Consider the following 18,536-nt stretch of genomic DNA (forward strand, 5'->3'; position numbering starts at 1 on the left):
GGGTGCCCAGATGATTTCAGGGCACTCGTAAACTGACGGTTATGTCCGATGCGAAGCAAGTGCGTGCATCCCGGCGACCCTTGCTTCGCCTGGTGCAGGCTGCGGCCGCCGCGCTGGTGTGTGTCTGCACCGCCGCGGGTGCTTCACCGTTCCCAGTTGCCAACGCAACTGCTGCCGCAAACCCACTACACGCATCCGCGCAACACGATGTGAAATCAGCGAATGCGCTGGGGGCGAACACGGGCGAGTTTGCTGCTGCCACAAACCGCGTAGCGCCCAGTTTCAACCTTGGCGACGGCATCGACGGCGAAGTCACCGTCGAGATTTCTCCCGATGCGCCCACCACCGACGGCTCCAAGCCACTGACCGGCACCATCGTGCTGCGCAACCGCAGCACGAACGCCATCGACAAGGCCGTCATCCGCCTCGAATTGAACGTGGATGCGATCACCTCGCGTTCCCAGGCGCGCTCCTGGCTCGGTGACCGCAAGTCACCGGTTGCGGTCGGGTCCACTATTTCTGAAACTGCCGCACTCGCCGAGATCAAGGTCGACTCACTCAAGGCCGATGAGCGTCGCGAAGTTTCGTTCAAGATCGAGCAAGCCGATCTCACCGAACTCGGTGTCGATACCAGCAGCATCCACAGCCTGCGCGCGCAGTTGGTGTCAAACAATCATGCCGTTGCCGAGGGGCACGGAGTCGTAAGCGGTGGCGAGATCGCCGATGGCGCCGATCTGAGCGCGCCATACCGGCTCAACGTTGTGGTGCCGGTGCTGGCGCCGAACAGCAACGACACCCTGGTCGATGCCGACACCCTGGCGGTGCTCACGACAGATGGCGGCGAACTTGACCTATTGCTCGACGCCGTCGAAGGCACCTCCGCCACGCTCGCGATTGACCCGCGCTTGCTGGTATCGATCCGTGCCCTTGGCGACACTGCTCCCGCGAGCGCGCTGACCTGGCTGATGCGTTTGCAACAGCTCGATAACCCCTCTTTCCCGCTCGAATTTGGGGATGCACACCTCACCCTGCAGCAGCAGGCAGGATTAGACGCACCCGTTCGCCCCGAGTCATTTCGCTTTGCCACCGATGGCAACACCTTCGCCAACGTGAATGCGTACGCAATTACGCCGGCGGCAACCGGTGATGGACATGCATCCCCCGCGCCCGGTGCATCCAAACCGGCAGCACCCACACCCCAGGGCGAACCGAACGATCCGAACACTCCGCCTTCGACCGCAGAGCTGCAGGGGTTTGACTACTCGAACCCAGATCTAGTCTGGCCGGTCGCCGGCACGATCAAAAACGCGCAGTCGTTCGCCATGTGGGCAAGCGATGGCAAGGGCGCGGTCCTGCTCGTCGATGGCAGCCAAGTGGTCGACGGCGCCGATGTCACCGCGGGCACGGGGTCGATGCAGCGCATCGGTTCCACGCAGGCGGTCGTGACCGATAGCCAGGTGCAGGCGCTACTCGGCGCGTATCTTTCGGCAGACTCGGATGCGGCTCGAAACTCGGTGCGCAGCGATCTGATTGCGGCAACGTCGGTCTCGGCACCCGGATTCTCAGGCACGGGCGCCGCCGACCAGGGTTCGCAGCATGCTGCGGTCACCGGACCCATCAACGTGGTGACGCTGCCGCGCACCATGGTGGCGGACCCAAAGCTCGTTGGTGCACTGCTCGACGACCTAGACGCACTTCCGGCCGTTGCGCTCGCCGGCTTACCCAACGCATCCAATGCCGAAACCGCCAGCCTTCCCGAGGTTGCCTTCGCGCCGGGCGAAGTGCCCGACTACCAGCTCAGCGATGTCGCGAAGCTCGAGGAACTCCAGACTCGCGGTGAATCGCTCACCGGCCTCTACGACGTGCCAGAACATGCCGAACAGCAATTGCACGCCGAGTTTGTGCTCGCTATGTCGGCCCAGCGCATGTCGACAACAACCCACAAGGCAACACTCGAGCACTTCGAGGCGTTTGCGACCGGAGCCTGGCGCAAGGTGCGGGTGGAGCAGGGCAGTGAGATTCAGCTCATCGGCCACGAATCTGCAATTCCGCTCTTTATTGCTAACAACACCGATCGCCGGGTCACCGTCGAAGTTCGGTTGCGCGCCACCACCGGCCATTTGAACGTCGACAAGCCGGTGACGATTTCGGTGGCACCGAACTCGGTCACGCGTGCCCAGGTGCCGGTCGAAGCGATTGCCAACGGTTCCACCACGCTCGAAGCCACGCTGTGGACGCCCGATGGCGTGCAGCTGCCGTCGAACGCGGCGTTCCCGGTCAATGTGAACACCAATTTCGAGACCATCATCATGGTCGTCATGCTCAGTGTGGTCGGGCTGCTACTCGTTGCCGGGTTCGTGCGGATGCGGCGGCGCGGGTTGGCGCGTCGGGCAGCCGCGAACGAGACGGTTGCTGCCGAGGCCGCCGAGTCAGACACCCTCGAAGCATCCGAAACCAATACCGAAACCGATAGCGACGCATCCACCGACGGAGCTGTCGTCGAATCGACCACGACCAACGACACGATTGAGGAACGTCCATAACGATGGCAACCGGCAAAAATGTCTTGATCATGGCCTCGGGAACACTCGTTTCGCGAGTGCTCGGGTTCGTCAAGGCCATCGTGCTCGCCGGCACGATCGGTCTGGTGGGTTCGGCGTCTGCCGACGCGTTCGCAAACGCTAACGCGCTCCCCGCCAACGTCTACCAACTGATTTCGAGCGGTCTGCTCAACGCTGTGCTGCTGCCCCAGATCGTGCGGGCCATGAAGCAGGTCGACGGCGGCAAGACGTACATCAACCGGCTGGTGACGCTTTCGATCGTGGTGCTCGCGGCAGTCACCGTGATTTTCACGATCGGCGCCCCGGTACTCGCCTGGTATTACGGCATGACGCTCACGAGCGAACAGCTCGGGCTCGTCACCGCCTTCGCGTTCTGGTGTGTACCGCAGATCTTCTTCTACGGGCTGTATTCGGTCGTGACCGAAATCCTCAACGCGCGCGAAATGTTCGGGCCGTTTGCCTGGGCCCCGGTGCTGAACAACGTTGTTGCGATCGCGGTACTCATTGCCTTCGGCGTCGTTTTCGGTACCGATGCAGCGGGTCTGCGACCGATTTCCGATTGGGATCCGATGATGATCGGATTCCTCGGCGGCGGCACCACGGTCGGTGTCGCGTTGCAGGCCATCGTGCTGTTCCTGTTCTTGCGCAAGGCCGGCTACGACTATCGCCCCGACTTCCACTTCCGCGGTACCGGTCTCGGCCACGCGGGCAAGCTCGCCGGTTGGTCGCTCGGCGTGCTGTTCATCACGCAAACCGTGGGCTGGATCGAAACACTCATGGTGAACCGTGCGTTCGGTGCGGCCGCGTCGCTGGCCGCAAACCAGAACGCGTGGATGATCTTCATGCTGCCGCACTCGCTGATTACCGTGTCGGTGGCGACGTCACTGTTCACCGGGCTGAGTTCAAATGCGGCCGAGCGTAATCTCACTGCCGTAACCCGCGACTTCGGCCGCGGGGCCCGCTCGATCATCATGTTCATGATCTTCTCGGCGGTGGCGCTCATGGTGATTTCGCCGGCGTTCGCGCGCATTTTTGACGCCAAAGATGCGGGTGTGGATGCGCTGGCCACGATTCTGTGTGCGGCACTTATCGGGCTGGTTTCGTTCTCGCTGCTGTTCTACACGCACCGCATTTACTACGCGTTCGAAGACACCCGCGCGGTGTTCTTCCTGTACGTCTACACCACACCGATCCAGGTCATTGCGATGCTCGTGGTCGGCTTTTTGGTGCCGGTCGATTGGATCGTGGTCGCGATCACCCTCGTGGCTACGGTCATCACCATCCTGCGCATGGGCATCCAGTTGCGTGGTGTAACGCGATACATCGGCCCCATCAACGGCGAACGCCTCGGGGCCACCACACTGAAGTACCTCGGTATCGCGCTGCCAACCGCGTGCATTGGTGGGGTCATCGTGTGGCTGCTCGGTGGGTACACCGCTGGTGGATTCGCGCGCACCGGCATCGCTCCGGCCGTGCTCACCTGTGCCGTCGCCGGTATCGCCATGGTGCTGGTCTACTTCGGACTCACGATTGCGCTGCGCTCGCCCGAAATCGAAGCGTATGCCGGGCCGCTGCTGCACAAGTTCGAGCGCCTCCGTGGCCGCCACTCCGACTCGTCGCACCGCCACGCTGCCAACACCGTGCGCCCTGATGACGACGAGCTCGGCACCCTGCTCGACAACTACACGCCACAGCCCAATGCCACCGGCGTCACCACTCCAGACATTGCCGTGGTGCAGAGCGTGTCCAACACGACGTCGTCGCTGCCCACCCGTCGCGAACTGCGCGAATACATGCGCAAGAAGCAGCGCGAAGCGTATGACCGGCAGGTGCAGCAGGACGACGAAACGCTCATCTAGACCTGCTCGATCGGCCCTGCGTAACCCGGCGCACGCATCCACCCGTTCGGCCAGAGCACAGCCGCAACCACAACAATGAAATAGATTCGCTCGGTATTCGTTGCATCGAGTACTCGGTTGGTTCGAACACTCACGTTCGGATATCCGGGCGCACCCAACGCGGGGTAGGTCACCGTCTGCCCCACTGCATCCGGCATTACCGCCATAAGGAGAGTTCATGCGAAACGTCGCCATCATCGGTTCCGGTCCGGCCGGGTACACCGCCGCAACCTATGTCGCCCGCGCCGGCCTACGTCCGGTGCTGTTTACCTCGGCAGTTGAGGTTGGTGGCGAGTTGATGAACACCACCGACGTCGAGAACTTCCCGGGCTTCCCCGAGGGCGTCATGGGCCCCGATCTGATGCAGAAGATGCAGGAACAGGCCGAGCGCTTTGGCACCGAGCTCGTCTTTGACGACGTCACCGAAGTACAGCTCGACGGTGACGTAAAGCAGATCAAGACGGCCTACTCGGGCGACTTCGAGGCACTCGCCGTCATCATTGCGACCGGTTCGGCCTACCGTCACCTCGGCGTTGCTGGCGAAGAGGCGCTCGCGGGCAAGGGCATTTCGTGGTGCGCCACCTGCGACGGCGCGTTCTTCAAGGACCAAGACATCATCGTGGTTGGCGGCGGCGACTCGGCTATGGAAGAGGCGACGTTCCTGACCCGCTTCGCCAAGCGCGTCACCGTCATCCACCGTTCCGACAACTTCCGTGCCTCGAAGATCATGCTCGAGCGCGCCCGCGCCAACGAGAAGATCGAGTGGATCACGCACGCCGAAGTTGTTGAGTTCTCGGGTGAACCCACGCTTTCGTACGTGAAACTCCGCGACACCCGCACCGGCGAAGAGCGCGTCATCGAGGCAACCGGCGCGTTTGTTGCCATCGGAAACGACCCGCGCGTTGATCTGTTCCGCGACCAGATTGCGCTCACCGAAGCCGGCGTTATTGCGGTGGATGGCCGCACGTCGCGTACCAGCGTTGCCGGTGTGTTTGCCGCCGGTGACGTGATCGACGACCACTACCGCCAAGCCATTACTGCAGCCGGTTCGGGCTGCGTTGCCGCTCTCGACGCCGAGGCGTACATCGCCGGACTGTCAGACGAGCTGCTTGCTCAGGTAGACGCCGCCGAATAGTCGCGCACAACTTACCCATTTCCCAAGCAAAGGAGTCCAAATGACTGCTGCGAAAGAAATTTCGACCGCCGAGTTCGACGCCGAAGTACTGCGTCACGCCGGTCCCGTAATCGTTGATTTCTGGGCGCCATGGTGCGGTCCCTGCCGCCAGGTTGCCCCGGTGCTCGACGCCATCGCCGAAGCGCACCCCAAGGTCAAGGTCGTGAAGGTCAACATCGACGACGAGATGGACCTCGCCATGAAGTACCGCATCACCTCGATCCCAGCGATCAAGCTGTTCAAGAACGGTGAAGTGCAGCGCGAAGTTGTGGGCGCAAAGCCACGCGCGGCACTCGAGAAGGACTTCGAAGGCTTTCTCGACTAGTCACCCTGCCAGTTCCGGTAGTGGTTCTAGCAACCGGATGCGGTCACGGCTCGTTCGTGACCGCATCCGTCGTTTTCCGCCCGGTTTGCAGGCGCTTCGCCACCAAAACGCTGTGCCAAACCGGAGGCCGGGCGTAAACTAAGGCATCGACCTTTAGCTCAAAGAGGATTTACGTGTCATCGCAGAACCATTCGAAGCCCGCAGGTGGTCGCAACCTCGACCCCTGGTACGAAACCTATGCATCCCGCACTAAGGGACTGGCGGCCAGCGAAGTTCGAGCGTTGTTCGCGGTGGCCTCGCGCCCCGAGGTCGTATCGCTGGCCGGTGGTTCGCCGTTCGTAGCGGGTCTGCCCGACGAACTCGTGCACGCCGCGTTCCAGTCGATGATGGAACACCACGGCCCCGACGCCCTGCAGTACGGTGGCGGCCAGGGCTTGCCGCAGCTGCGCGAGAAGATTCTTGACCTGATCGCCATTGAGGGCATCACCGATGCCGGTGCCGATGACATCATCACCACCACCGGTTCGCAGCACGCGATCGACCTGGTGACCAAGCTGTTCATCAACCCGGGTGATGTGATCCTGGTTGAGTCGCCGAGCTATGTCGGGGCTCTGGGAACCTTCAAGTCGTACGAGGCCGATGTTCGCCACGTCGACATGGACGACGAGGGACTCACGATCGCCGGCGTAACCGCGGCCATCCAGACCGCTCGTGCCGAAGGTAAAGAGGTCAAGTTCCTCTACACGGTGCCGAACTACAACAACCCGACCGGCGTGACCATGTCGGTTGCGCGACGTCGCGAGATTCTCGACCTGTGCATCCGCGAAAACGTGCTCATTGTCGAAGATAACCCGTACGGTCTGCTCTACTTTGACGAGCCCGCACCGGATGCGATCCGCTCGATGGACTCGGAACACGTCGTCTATCTCGGCTCGTTCTCGAAGATTCTCTCGCCGGGTGTGCGCGTCGGCTTCGTGGTTGCGCCGCACGGTATCCGCGAAAAGATGGTGCTCTCGGTCGAGTCGTCGATTCTCTCGCCCTCGATGCTGAACCAGTGGCTTGTGACCGAGTACCTGGCAAGCACCGATTGGCGCGCACAGATCGACACCTTCCGCGGCATCTACCGCGAGCGCCGCGACGCCATGCTCGAATCGCTGCAGGAACACCTGCCAATGCTCAGCTGGACCGTGCCCGAAGGCGGCTTCTTCACGTGGGTACAGCTGCCAGAGGGTCTGGATTCGAAGCAGATGCTGCCTCGTGCTGTCACCGAGCTCGTCGCGTACACGCCCGGTACCGGGTTCTATGTGGATGGCCGTGGTCGCGACAAGATCCGCCTGTCCTTCAGCCTTCCCGAGCCCGAGCGCATCCGCTTGGGTGTACGTCGCCTGGCGAATGTCATCAACGAAGAGCTCGACCTGCTCGAGACCTTTGGCGCGATGTCGGCGCCCACTGACGATGATGACCACGTCTCGGCCGCCCCGCCGGACCTCGTCTAATGCTGCTCACGTCGGCCGAGCCCCCGTGCCAGGCCTGACTCCCCCACTGTGACCGCCAACCGTTCATCAAATCTCACGCCAAGTTCCCGCGTAACTTTGGAACCCGCGTTGTTAAGGAGCCCGCGTTGCTAAAAAGTACTGGCCAAATGACTATGCAAGGTCGCCACGTTGTGATCCTCTCTGGTGGAATCTCGCATGAGCGTGACGTCTCGCTGCGTTCTGGTCGTCGTGTGGCGGATGCGCTGACTCGCGCGGGTGCCAAGGTGACGGTTCGCGAGCCCGACGGCTCGCTGCTGCCCTGGCTGATTGAGAACCGCGACGACGTTGATGTCGTGTGGCCGGTTCTGCACGGTGCCTCGGGTGAGAACGGTGCGCTGTACTCGCTGCTGCGGGCGAACGAGTTTGCCTATGTTGGTTCGCGTCCGACCGCGACGAAGCTCGCGTGGAACAAGGCAACCGCGAAGGCACTGGCCAAGCGTGCCGGTCTTGCGACCCCGCCATCAATCGTGTTGCCGAACGAGATCTTCCGTGAGCTTGGCGCCAAGACCGTTATCGACGCGGTGTCGCGCGGTATTGATTTCCCTGCCGTCGTGAAGCCTGCCGAGGGCGGTTCGGCGCAGGGTGTTACCCACGTATCGAACGTTGCCGAGCTCGGCCGCGCGCTGATGACCGCGTTCACCTACTGCGACACGGCACTCATCGAGAAGCACATCTCGGGTACCGAAGTGATGGTTGGCGTGCTCGACCTCGGCGAGGGCCCGATGACGGTCCCAGCCGTCGAGACGGTGCCGAACAACGGTGTGTTTGACTACGCTGCCCGCTACAACCCGGGCGAGACGACCTACTACGCCCCGGCACGCCTGTCGCCCGAGGTCGCGGAGTCGGTGGCACAGCAGGCGCTGCACGCCTACCGCACGATCGGCCTGGCTGACGTTGCTCGCATTGACTTCATTGTTGATGCCGAAGGCAAGGCCTGGTTCATTGAGGCCGACCCGATTCCGGGCATGACCGAGACTTCGCTGGTGCCGATGGGTATTGAGGCTGCAGGCTTGCAGCTCTCGGAGGTGTACGCAACGCTTGCGATGATCGCTGCTGAGCGTGGTCCGCGCAATACGCCAGAGCAGGTTCAGGATGCGTTCGGTTCGGCCGGTGTGTTTGCGAATTCGACGGCTGACGAGGCTGCGGACGAAGCTACGGGCGAGAACTAAACCGAACATCCGCATCCGACAACCAAACAAGAACGGTGGCGTGCCCGTAGTGGGTCGCCACCGTTCTTCGTTGTGTGGTGCGTGGTCGTGTGTTCCGCGGTTAGACCTCGGTGTCTTCGCCGAGTTCTTCGAGGATGCGGTTGAGATCGGCTACCGACGCGAAGTCGATGCGGATCGTGCCCTTGGTCTTGCGCAGCGATACCTGAACACGGGTGTTGAGGCGATCGCCCAGTCGCTCCCCCACCTCGTTGAGGTGTGCGGTGAGCGAATCTGAGTGCTGTTCTCCTCGACGAGGGTTGGCACGGCCGGCGCGAGTCGCGCTGGTGGCCGCTGCAGCTTCTGCCTGACGCACCGAAAGCTGCTCGTTGACGATCTTGTCGGCCAGCTGCGCCATTGCGATGGGCTCGCCTACCGAGAGGACGGCACGGGCATGTCCGGCGCTTAGAACGCCAGCAGCGACGCGACGCTGTACTTCTACGGGCAGGTTGAGCAGACGCAGCGTGTTCGAGATCTGCGGGCGCGAACGGCCGATGCGCTCGGCGAGTTCGTCCTGTGTGCAGCCGAAGTCATCGAGCAGCTGGCGGTAGGCCGAGGCTTCTTCAAGCGGGTTGAGTTCTGCGCGGTGCAGGTTCTCGAGCAACGCGTCACGAAGCATGTCTTCGTCGTTCGTGTCGCGGATGATTGCCGGCACTTCGGTGCGGCCAGATGCCTTGGTAGCGCGCAGGCGGCGCTCACCCATGATGAGCTCGAAGTCGCCTTCGGCACGACGGGGGTCGTCTTCGGCAAGCGGACGCACGACGATTGGCTGCAGCACACCAAACTCGCGCACCGAGATGATCAGTTCGTCGAGTGCGTCCTGATCGAATTCGTGACGCGGCTGCTTGGCATTCGGAACGATCCGGTACGGGTCGAGCTCGGCAAGACGTGCGCCGGGAACCGGCAGCAGTTCCATCTCGTCGTCGCTTGCCGCGGTGTCAGTTGCAGCACTGTCGCCAGCTGTTGCGGCGGTGGATGCGGTTTCGAGCGATGCTGTGTCGGTTACTGCCGCCGCTGTGGTCGTTTCCTCGGTACTCGTACTGTCTGTCGACTCGACTGCGTCATCAGATCGATCATTGTCGATACGCTCAATAGCTTCATCGGCCTGCATCGATGCGTTACGCAACTCTTCGATCGATGGCTCAGACGTTTTCTTCGCCGTTGCACGAGATGTTGTTGCGCTCTTTGCTGCAGATTTCGTTGATTTAGCGGTCGAGGCGGCCTTCTTGGCCGTTGATTTCGATGCGGATGCGGTTCGCGAGGACGCGGTCTTGGTCGACTTCGCCTTGGCGCCGGTCGACTTGGTGCGTGCCGGAGCTGCATTAGTTGTTGTCGATGCGGTGTCAGTCTCGGCGGTGCTTACGGTGCGACCAGTTGGCGCGGAACCATTAAAGAAGACGTCAATGTCTCGTTCGGACTGAGCCGGTGCCTGGGGAATGAGTGCGCTGAGGCCGCGGCCGAGGCCGGACCGTTTCTTCGTTGCCATGTGTGCTTAGGCTCCTCGCCGTGCGATTTCTAGTGCTGCTTCGCGATAGGCAACAGCGCCTACGCCATTGGGGTCGTACGTCATGATGGTCTGCTGGAAACTTGGCGCCTCCGAGATGCGGACCGAACGTGGGATCGTCGTTTCGAGCGTTTCCTTGGGGAAGTGCGTGCGAACGTCTTCAACGACGTCCTGGGCCAGGTTGAGACGCTTGTCAAACATCGTCAGCAGGATGGTGCTGAGTTTCGGCGGGTGCGTGAGCCGGCTCGAAAACGCATAGATCGAACGCACGAGCTGCTCAAGGCCTTCGAGGGCGTAGTACTCGGTCTGCATAGGCACGAGGATCTCTTTGGCCGCGCTGAAAGCGTTCATCGTGAGCATGCTGAGCGATGGTGGGCAGTCAATGAGGACGTAGTCGAAACCGTGACCGTTCTTCGCGCTGATGTTGAGGAACTCGTACAGGCTCTTACGCAGGCGCGTCTGGCCGTCATCGAGCGGGAAGAGTTCGATCTCAGCGCTGGCGAGGGCGAGTGTGGCCGGGCAGCAGTAGAGGTTCTCAATGCTGGTTGAGCGCACGATTGCCTCGGCCATCGGCAGGTCCTTCAGTATCGTTTCGTAGGTACCGGGGACGTCACTATTGGTGTTTACGCCGAGGGCACTGGAAGCGTTGCCCTGCGGGTCGATGTCGATGACGAGCACCCGCATCCCGTTGAGCGCGAATGCAGCGGCAAGGTTAACCGTCGAGGTGGTCTTACCTACGCCGCCCTTCTGGTTCGACACCGCAATGATGCGAGTCTCAGCGGGTGCCGGCATGGTCGCAGCCTTCAGCTTCTTGCGACGCAGGCGCAATGCTTCAAGTTGACGCGCAAGTGGTGAGTCAAACTCATCAAACACTGGTGGCGCACCTCTCTCTGGTTCCTTCGACATCGTCACAGGTCAGCGTCAATCTTCGCACCACTTCCGCACAGTATCGGGATTGGTTCCCGCACTGTGGATAACTGATGCGGTTGACCTGTTCTCCACACATTCCCCACAACAATCTGCCCCAATGTGCACAAGCTGTGGATAACTTTCCTCTGGTTCCGTTTTACGTGAAACGGAATTTCTTGGAGCTCAGTAATTGGATGCGTTAGGCAACGGTTGCGACCACCGCGCGAGTCGGCTCGGTGTCGAGATCCGTTCCGACTTCTTCAACGCGAACATCAACGAGACCGAATCGGCGAATAACCTTTGCCGCCTTCTCAATCTCAGCCTCGGCATTCTTGCCCTTCATGAGAACGAGTTCGCCCTCGTACCGAACCAGTGGGGCCGTCCATGGAATGAGCTTGCTCAGTGCCGCAACACCGCGGGCCGTAACCTGGTCGAATGTATGCGTATCGAACAATTCTTCTGCGCGTGCGCGGACCGCAGTGACGTTGGTGAGGTCAAGCGACTTGATCTGCTGTGTAAGCCAAGTGTGGCGACGTTCCATGGGATCGATAAGCGTGAACTGCACGTCCGGGCGAGCAATAGCGAGCGGGATTCCGGGGAGTCCGGCACCTGATCCGATATCACCAACGGTGCCGTTGAGGAGTGGTGCAATGAGCGCGGAGTTTACGACGTGACGCGTCCACAGGCGCGGGTATTCGAGGGGGCCGAGCAGGCCAAGGGTTTCACCGTCGCGAGCAAGTGCGTCAGCATACTGCTGAGCCACATCGACGCGGTCGCCGAAAATTGCTTCTGCTACAGCAGGGCGGGGTTCAACCGGCACGGTTTCTCCGTCGAGAACGACTTCTGTGACCGGTGATTCTTTGTTCGCGGATGCGGTGGTCAGGTCCTCGTGTTCACTCATGACACTCCTTCGTTCAGTGTCTATTGTTTCACGTGAAACGCTGCGGTTTCCGATCGTTCCGAAGTAGCCAGAACATCACCACGCGCGGGGACTGGAGCGCGTCATGTCGGCCCCACACATGCGAACCAGTGACGCCATTACAGAGACCTTTTATGCTGCTGATCTGGCCTTTTGTGGTTCCTACTTGCCGAAACACTGTTCCCACCGAGCATTTGAGCAAGTACATTGCTTGGAGTGTTCCCCTCATGGGCTGTTCTACTTCCGTACGCTGGTCGCCATGTTCCACAGTGAGCGGTACGGAGTCACTGTGCTTTGGAACCTTTTCGCCGTTGAAACATGCCAGGTTTGTTTCAACGTGAAACACGACTACCCCAAGGGTCAATGTAGGCTCACGGCAAGGCTACACAGATGGCCGCCCCCTGCTCCAGATGCGAGACGAAGCATTCATGGCAGGGACCTCATCCACAGCAACATCGGGTCCACGGGGCAACACCAAATGTCCTGAGTGCCATCAAAACAGCCGAGCCCACCGAACCCAATAGAGCTGAGTCTGGACGAAGCCGGTCTAGTTAGGTCTGGATTGGTCTGTCCCGATTCAACCCCCACTCATTCACCGAACAGGGTTCTCAGAAGTGGAATTTGTTCGATCAAGGTCTGCGATGGTTGCTCGACCAGACACGATCGGGGCCGTTTCACGTGAAACACTTTGCACATCGTCAGTCCCCATCGTTCGCCAACCATGCGGAGTGCGGGAGCTCGCCATGTCCCGGTTTGAGTCACCAATAGCCCGTCACTCCAGGCAAGGGGGCCAAACAGGAACCTCAAGGCGTCTACGTTTCACGTGAAACTCGCGTCGTTGATCTCCCAACTCGGGTAGCGAATGCCTCAAGTAGCCGCGGTGCCCGAAACAGACGCGTTCTGTACTGGCGTTCTGGGCTCGAGGGTCTGGCGTCTGACAACAGACAACAGGCAACAGGCAACAGGCAACAGGCAACAGGCAACAGGCAACAGGCAACAGGCAACAGGCAAAGCATGTCCTCGCCCCGTGGAACTAATGCTCCAGACCATGATCGGTTCCATTCGCGCGAAGCATCCACGTGGTCGCCCCGATCGAATGGATAACGTGGGGTCGTTTCACGTGAAACGAAGCTCGCACGAAAGTAGTGAAGTTGCACAGGAGGGGTGCTATCGAACGGAAAGACAGACAGAATCCCACCTCATTGGGCGATACATCACGGTCACAGTGTTCCCGTTTCACGTGAAACATGTCAATCCGCAATTTTTCTCGTCGTCAGAATGCATCCTGCACTCATTTGTTGTCGGGTTTCGAGGGAATTCCAGTTGCATTTTGTGGCTCAATTCCGCCCAGAATTTGGACGGTTGCTCTTCGTCAGAGGCCGGCATAGTGACATGTGGACCCTATGTACTCACCAGGATTGTCGCGATGCTTCGTGAGCCAAGAGTAGATCGGTAGACGCTAGCCCGGTAGCCGGATAGCCCGGTGCGTGGCTTCGCGAATCTGCTTATGACCTGTGGCCTGTGACCAGTGACCCGTGGGCGTGGGTGTAAGTGCGGGTGCGGGTGCGGGTGCGGATCCAATACATCAAGCGAAAATGCATCGTCTATTGAACGCTGTTCCCCTTGATACCGATCATTCGCCATTTCATGTGAAACACAATGTTTGGACCTTCGAGCAGGAGAGCTCCCGTGCACTGACATCATCAGGATGACTCTCAGGCACGTTGTGCGCGGTCTCGAGAGAACTACCGTTTAACGCCTACAGAAGTTGAACACCCCAGAATCGGGACGTTCGCGAGTCTCGTTTCACGTGAAACATGACGGAATCTGCGCAGCACTGTCGTCAGTGGACCGGTAGTGAGTATTCAACCCAACGCGGCTAAAGGCCCTCGAATCGATCAAATCGTGTCTGACTCACTACCTCACGAGGACGACCTCAGCCCTGCGTTCAGGCTGGATTCCAGCAGCAATCTCGCTCCGCATTCACCGGCGATCGGGGTGGTGGTTTCACGTGAAACAACAGCTTCGCGATGTTTCGGTCTGTGTTTAGGCTTCTATCAACTGACTGGTTGGCGGCCCAAGGAATGCCAACAATCACCGCTGCGCATGGACCCGACAGTGAATCCGATGCCAAATGGCCTGTCAACGGACGCCCCTGGACGGTTCACCCGCTCAAGACGGACTAGTTTCACGTGAAACATCGCGCCAAGCCAGCGCATCACACCATCCAACTGTCACCCATCGGAACCACGAAGTAGCGTCGTCAGCCAATCGGTCTGGGACTTTCGTCCATGGTGTATGCCGATCAGCTAACCACGCATGGCGAGGTACGCATCACCGGAAACATGCATTCACTGCACCCAACGCCTGTTTTCAGCTACCAGGCTCGAATGGTTTCACGTGAAACGCTTCCTTCGCTCGCGGTCTAGAGCGGGCCGAATTCATTAGACGGGCAAGTCCTAGGGTTCATCCGTTGAGATTCTCCACCCCTCGCACCCCACTTGTTGTGCAATTCACCCCAAGCTTGAGGCAGTAACCAGCAGCGCGAAGGCCTCCCAACGCTGCTCGTTTCACGTGAAACTCTAGGCGACAACACACAAGAGAAGTCGCATCCCGTTCTTCAGCAGCAACAGGTGGGGCGCCTTGGCATAAGTAAGACACCTCATCCAGGTGGCACCGACGACACACTCACGGACTGCTGCAGGGAAGTGAGGCAGTGTGGAGCGGGAGATTTTAACCTGGCGTGCAGCAACGCATCCCCTCTGTCATAAAGAAATGGAACTACGACTGGAGCAACCCCAGGGATTCAAAGTACCGTTTCACGTGAAACCAGATAGCCACAAGGGGCCGCAACCAAGGCCGAGTGTCTCACCGATCAGAGGTAGTACCCTTCCGGAATCGGAATCCAGGCAGCCAATGCATCAAACAAGACGCAGAGCACTCAGCAGTGAGCTCACACGATACATTAGCGAACACACCATATAACTAGTTCTTGCATGTTTGAGCGGCCGCAAGCCTCAAACCCCACCCCAGGTGATAGTCGACCACCCACACATTTATGCCGATTCAATGTATCTAAAGGCACTGTTAATACTTCACTGATTTGCGTACCAACATCAAGCCGGTCGATGCCCCAGCGATCCGATCAACCACCGACCGCGCCACGGTCCTCGAGTCAGCCAAAATTGCCGACGTCACGAACAGCCATCCAGATTGGACGAACTACCTACGATAGTGGTCAGTCTCATCATCGCCAGAACTACACCATTCTGGTTTAGACGGATGGATCTACACCTTGGACATGGTCAAGATACGCCTCAGCAAACAATTTCCCAGATGAGAGGCAGTTTTCTCGAAATCAACTGTATACCGATGAGCTCAATCGTGTGAAAGCGAATGCGTTTGAGCGAAGCTAACAATCTATATCGACACACATCGTTTTAGATCGTCACCCGGATGCATCCTCACGAATACAAACGCGCCCATTGCTTGCTCACGGGAAAACGCCATCGTTGCAGCACGCCCAATGAACAACGCATCGAAACCAATCAATATGTTGAGCGGCCCTATTCGTTCGACAGAGCAGCGTCAACCGGCCACGAACAATCCTCCAGGTAATCACCGACCGCGATGAGTCGAGAGCGAGCCGAGATCGGGGCGACATCCGACACATCCAACCGACCGCATGCATCCACCAACAAACAACAATGCCGCCGCTCACACAAACGGTGAGCAGCGGCATCTGCGCAACAAAACCTACTGCGAGTCAGCTTCCTTGCGAAGCACGGTGTGCCGGCCTGCGCCCTCACCCTCGGACTCCGACGAGTACCCGAGTTCACCGGCAATGTCGTGAACGAGCTTGCGTTCATACGAAGTCATTGGTGGCAGCGCAGCCGAAGCAGCGCCCTCCTCGATGCGTGCGATCGCACGGTCAACGAGTTCCTTCAGCTCAACCTTGCGTGCTTCACGCGAACCCGCAATATCAAGAATCAACCGTGCCGGTTCAGCGGTCTCGGCCTGCACCGCCAGGCGCGTGAGCTGCTGCAACGCATCAACAACCTTGCGCTCCGAAAGCACCTTGAGGTTGCTATCAGCGTCGTCACTCTCGACCGAAACGTAGGTGCGATCCTTGCGGATCTCAATCTCAAGGTCTCCGTCGATATCGGCGATGTCGAGCAGCTCTTCAAGAAAATCAGCAGCGATGTCGCCTTCGTCGCGATCATCGTCGTCGGCAGCATCCTCGCCATCGACCGGAGTCGAAGCAGCCGCATCATCAGCACCGAGCTGTGTGTCGGCACCGGCATCAGCATCGAGACCAGACACGGTCTCCAGCTGCTCCTCGGCGGTGCCTTCAGGCTTGGTGGATTCTTCGGCAGGCAGGTTGCTGTTCATAAGTACTAACTCTCTCATAATGGCGCGCCCTTGTGCGAAACTCGCGGAAACTGATCGTGCCCCGGATGCGGTGACTACCTGCATCCGGGGCACGATCGTGGGTTCGCATCCGACTGGATGCATACCGCCACTAGCTACTAGCGCTTACCCTTCTTTTTCTTAGCGCGCTGCTTACCAATTGGCTGCTGACGCTGACCGGTCTGCACGATCGGCTTGCCGGTTTCTTCGTCGAACTTCTTCTTCTTGTTTGCGGGGTTGTCCGGGTGGTCATCCCACTTGCCGGCAGCGCGCAGGCGCTCTTCACGCTTCTTAGCTGCATCCGAACCAGGAGTCGGCATATTGCGGATCGTCCACCACTGCTGACCAGTGGTCCAGAGGTTCGTAAGTGCCCAGTAGACCATTAGACCGATCGGGAACATGACACCCGAAACGACCATCAGCAGCGGGAACAGGTACATCATGATGCGCTGCTGGCGGTACATCGGCGATTCCTTCGCCGCCTGCGAAACGTTCTGCGCCGTGATCTGGAACTGGGTGAAGAACTGCGTACCGACCATCAGGACAATGAGTACAACCGCCACCGTGATGATGGTGGAATTACCGTTCGCGTGCGAAAGCACGGCGCTCATCGGGGCACCGAAGATGGTGGATTCCGAGAACGACTTCGCGAGGTCAAGGCTCATCATGCCCACACCGGCACGGTTCTGGTTAGCTGCCTGCAGCACCTGGAACAGCGCGAAGAAGATCGGCATCTGGATCAGCATCGGCCAGCAACCCGACAGTGGGCTCGAGCCGTGACGCTTGTAGAGCGCCATCATCTCTTGCTGCATGGCCTGCTGCGAGAACTGGTCGCGCTTGCCCTTGTACTTGTCCCGGATCTTCTGCATCTCCGGCTGCATTTCCATCATGCCGCGCATCGAACGGATCTGCTTGAGCATCAGCGGGATCATTGCCGAGCGAACGATCAGCACCAGCACGAGGATCGCGAGAACCCACGACCATCCGCTGTTAAATGGCATGCCCAGGGACGTCACGAATGCGTGACCCGAGACGAGCACAACCTCAATCACCCAGCGCAATGGCCACAGGATGATGTCAAAGAAATTCATTGCAGGCTAGCCTTTCGCTTGCAGATCAGACACGACGAAACCGAGTTTGGTTCGCCGCAGTGCATACGGACGTTTAGGTTCGGGAACGTGATCGAAATCCGGCTTCGCCCACGGATGGCAACGCGTAATTCGTCGCAACGCCATCCATCCACCGCGTACCAATCCGTACACCTGTACCGCCTCTAAACCATACGCGGAACAAGTGGGGTAGTAGCGGCACACGTCGCCATAAATCGGAGAAATCACTTTGCGGTAGAGCAACAAGAACGCAACGCCCAAGTTGCGCGGTACGAGCGCGACATTGTGCACCGTGCGGCGAACATTAGTCGACAACATCGCTGCAGCTGCATTCTTCTGGGATGGCCAGTAGTCCAGCCTGCTCTGCTGCCTTGACCAGCGCCGCACGTACTTCGGCGCGCAATTGGGCATAGGGGATGGATGCGGATTCCGGAAACACGCGAATCACGATCGAGAGACCCGTAGGAAGCAACGGCAATGCCTCGAAGCAGATCGCCTTAAGTCGCCGCCGCATCCGATTTCGGACAACAGCAACGCCCACCCGCTTGGTAATGATGAAACCAAACCGGGTGGGCGAAGCCGCGTCCCTGCTGCATTCAGCAAGGACGATAAAACCTGGTGCGCCAACTCGACGGCCTCGACGGGAAATACGGCGGTAATCCGCGCCGCTAGTCACCCGATGGTGCCGAGCTAGCACGTGCAGTACTTAGGCCGAGAGGACCTTGCGACCCTTGGCGCGACGCGAGGCGAGGATGCCACGGCCTGCGCGGGTGCGCATACGTGCACGGAAGCCGTGCTTCTTGGCACGACGACGGTTGTTTGGCTGGAAGGTGCGCTTCGACATGTAAAAATCTCCGGATCGTGGCCCTGCGAGGGGCATCGACTCAATTGCCCGTTACGGGCACAACTGCACCAGAATACGCCCAAGGGCAGTGACAGTCAAGCATTGGTTGAAGCTTGAGGTAACACATACCAAACACTTCTCGA

At 59.7% G+C, this 18,536-nt stretch carries 14 protein-coding genes; 6 read left to right on the forward strand and 8 right to left on the reverse strand.

Going from position 1 to position 18,536, the window contains the following annotated elements; genetic code table 11:
• The first annotated feature begins 41 nt into the window (after positions 1 to 41).
• From ZBI01S_RS05015 to ZBI01S_RS05045, 6 genes are all read left to right on the forward strand, one after another.
• Positions 42 to 2,543 carry a DUF6049 family protein gene (locus tag ZBI01S_RS05015; protein WP_159421404.1) on the forward strand — a complete coding sequence of 834 codons (2,502 nt, stop codon included), beginning with the start codon at positions 42 to 44 and terminating at the stop codon, positions 2,541 to 2,543.
• Between the two features lie 2 nt (positions 2,544 to 2,545).
• Positions 2,546 to 4,420, forward strand: coding sequence for a murein biosynthesis integral membrane protein MurJ (gene murJ, locus ZBI01S_RS05020; RefSeq protein WP_066057298.1), 1,875 nt, complete (start codon positions 2,546 to 2,548; stop codon positions 4,418 to 4,420).
• 217 nt (positions 4,421 to 4,637) lie between these two features.
• The gene (trxB, locus tag ZBI01S_RS05030; protein WP_066057305.1) at positions 4,638 to 5,594 is read left to right on the forward strand and encodes a thioredoxin-disulfide reductase; all 957 of its coding nucleotides are present in this window, start codon (positions 4,638 to 4,640) and stop codon (positions 5,592 to 5,594) included.
• Positions 5,595 to 5,634: 40 nt separating this feature from the next.
• The gene (gene trxA, locus ZBI01S_RS05035; protein WP_066057310.1) at positions 5,635 to 5,958 is read left to right on the forward strand and encodes a thioredoxin; all 324 of its coding nucleotides are present in this window, start codon (positions 5,635 to 5,637) and stop codon (positions 5,956 to 5,958) included.
• A 173-nt stretch (positions 5,959 to 6,131) separates the two neighbouring features.
• Positions 6,132 to 7,454, forward strand: a complete 1,323-nt coding sequence (locus ZBI01S_RS05040; protein WP_066057313.1) for an aminotransferase-like domain-containing protein — start codon at positions 6,132 to 6,134, stop codon at positions 7,452 to 7,454.
• A 146-nt stretch (positions 7,455 to 7,600) separates the two neighbouring features.
• Positions 7,601 to 8,662 carry a D-alanine--D-alanine ligase family protein gene (locus ZBI01S_RS05045; protein ID WP_083524520.1) on the forward strand — a complete coding sequence of 354 codons (1,062 nt, stop codon included), beginning with the start codon at positions 7,601 to 7,603 and terminating at the stop codon, positions 8,660 to 8,662.
• 100 nt (positions 8,663 to 8,762) lie between these two features.
• Here the strand turns inward: ZBI01S_RS05045 and ZBI01S_RS10095 are convergent, their stop codons facing one another.
• The 8 genes from ZBI01S_RS10095 to rpmH all read right to left on the reverse strand — a co-directional run bounded on the left by ZBI01S_RS10095 (position 8,763) and on the right by rpmH (position 18,393).
• The gene (locus tag ZBI01S_RS10095; protein WP_083524536.1) at positions 8,763 to 9,809 is read right to left on the reverse strand and encodes a ParB/RepB/Spo0J family partition protein; all 1,047 of its coding nucleotides are present in this window, start codon (positions 9,807 to 9,809) and stop codon (positions 8,763 to 8,765) included.
• Between the two features lie 381 nt (positions 9,810 to 10,190).
• Positions 10,191 to 11,108 (reverse strand): ParA family protein, encoded by a 918-nt coding sequence (locus ZBI01S_RS05055; protein ID WP_066057318.1) that lies wholly within the window; start codon positions 11,106 to 11,108, stop codon positions 10,191 to 10,193.
• Positions 11,109 to 11,310: 202 nt separating this feature from the next.
• Positions 11,311 to 12,012 (reverse strand): 16S rRNA (guanine(527)-N(7))-methyltransferase RsmG, encoded by a 702-nt coding sequence (gene rsmG, locus ZBI01S_RS05060; protein ID WP_083524521.1) that lies wholly within the window; start codon positions 12,010 to 12,012, stop codon positions 11,311 to 11,313.
• A gap of 3,774 nt (positions 12,013 to 15,786) precedes the next feature.
• Positions 15,787 to 16,422 carry a Jag family protein gene (locus tag ZBI01S_RS05065; protein WP_083524522.1) on the reverse strand — a complete coding sequence of 212 codons (636 nt, stop codon included), beginning with the start codon at positions 16,420 to 16,422 and terminating at the stop codon, positions 15,787 to 15,789.
• 137 nt (positions 16,423 to 16,559) lie between these two features.
• A complete protein-coding gene (gene yidC, locus ZBI01S_RS05070; protein WP_066057320.1) occupies positions 16,560 to 17,531 on the reverse strand; it encodes a membrane protein insertase YidC in 972 nt (323 codons plus the stop codon).
• A gap of 6 nt (positions 17,532 to 17,537) precedes the next feature.
• Complete coding sequence (gene yidD, locus ZBI01S_RS09510; RefSeq protein ID WP_306301612.1) at positions 17,538 to 17,960, reverse strand: membrane protein insertion efficiency factor YidD; 423 nt, start codon at positions 17,958 to 17,960, stop codon at positions 17,538 to 17,540.
• On the reverse strand, positions 17,854 to 18,246 hold the full coding sequence (rnpA, locus tag ZBI01S_RS09515; RefSeq protein WP_083524524.1) for a ribonuclease P protein component: 393 nt from the start codon (positions 18,244 to 18,246) through the stop codon (positions 17,854 to 17,856). The genes yidD and rnpA overlap by 107 nt, the downstream gene beginning before the upstream one ends.
• Before the next feature lie 9 nt (positions 18,247 to 18,255).
• The gene (gene rpmH, locus ZBI01S_RS05080) at positions 18,256 to 18,393 is read right to left on the reverse strand and encodes a 50S ribosomal protein L34 (protein ID WP_066057325.1); all 138 of its coding nucleotides are present in this window, start codon (positions 18,391 to 18,393) and stop codon (positions 18,256 to 18,258) included.
• Between the last annotated feature and the right edge of the window lie 143 nt (positions 18,394 to 18,536).

Source organism: [Zimmermannella] bifida NBRC 103089, from assembly GCF_001570925.1.
GTDB lineage: Bacteria > Actinomycetota > Actinomycetes > Actinomycetales > Microbacteriaceae > Gulosibacter > Gulosibacter bifidus.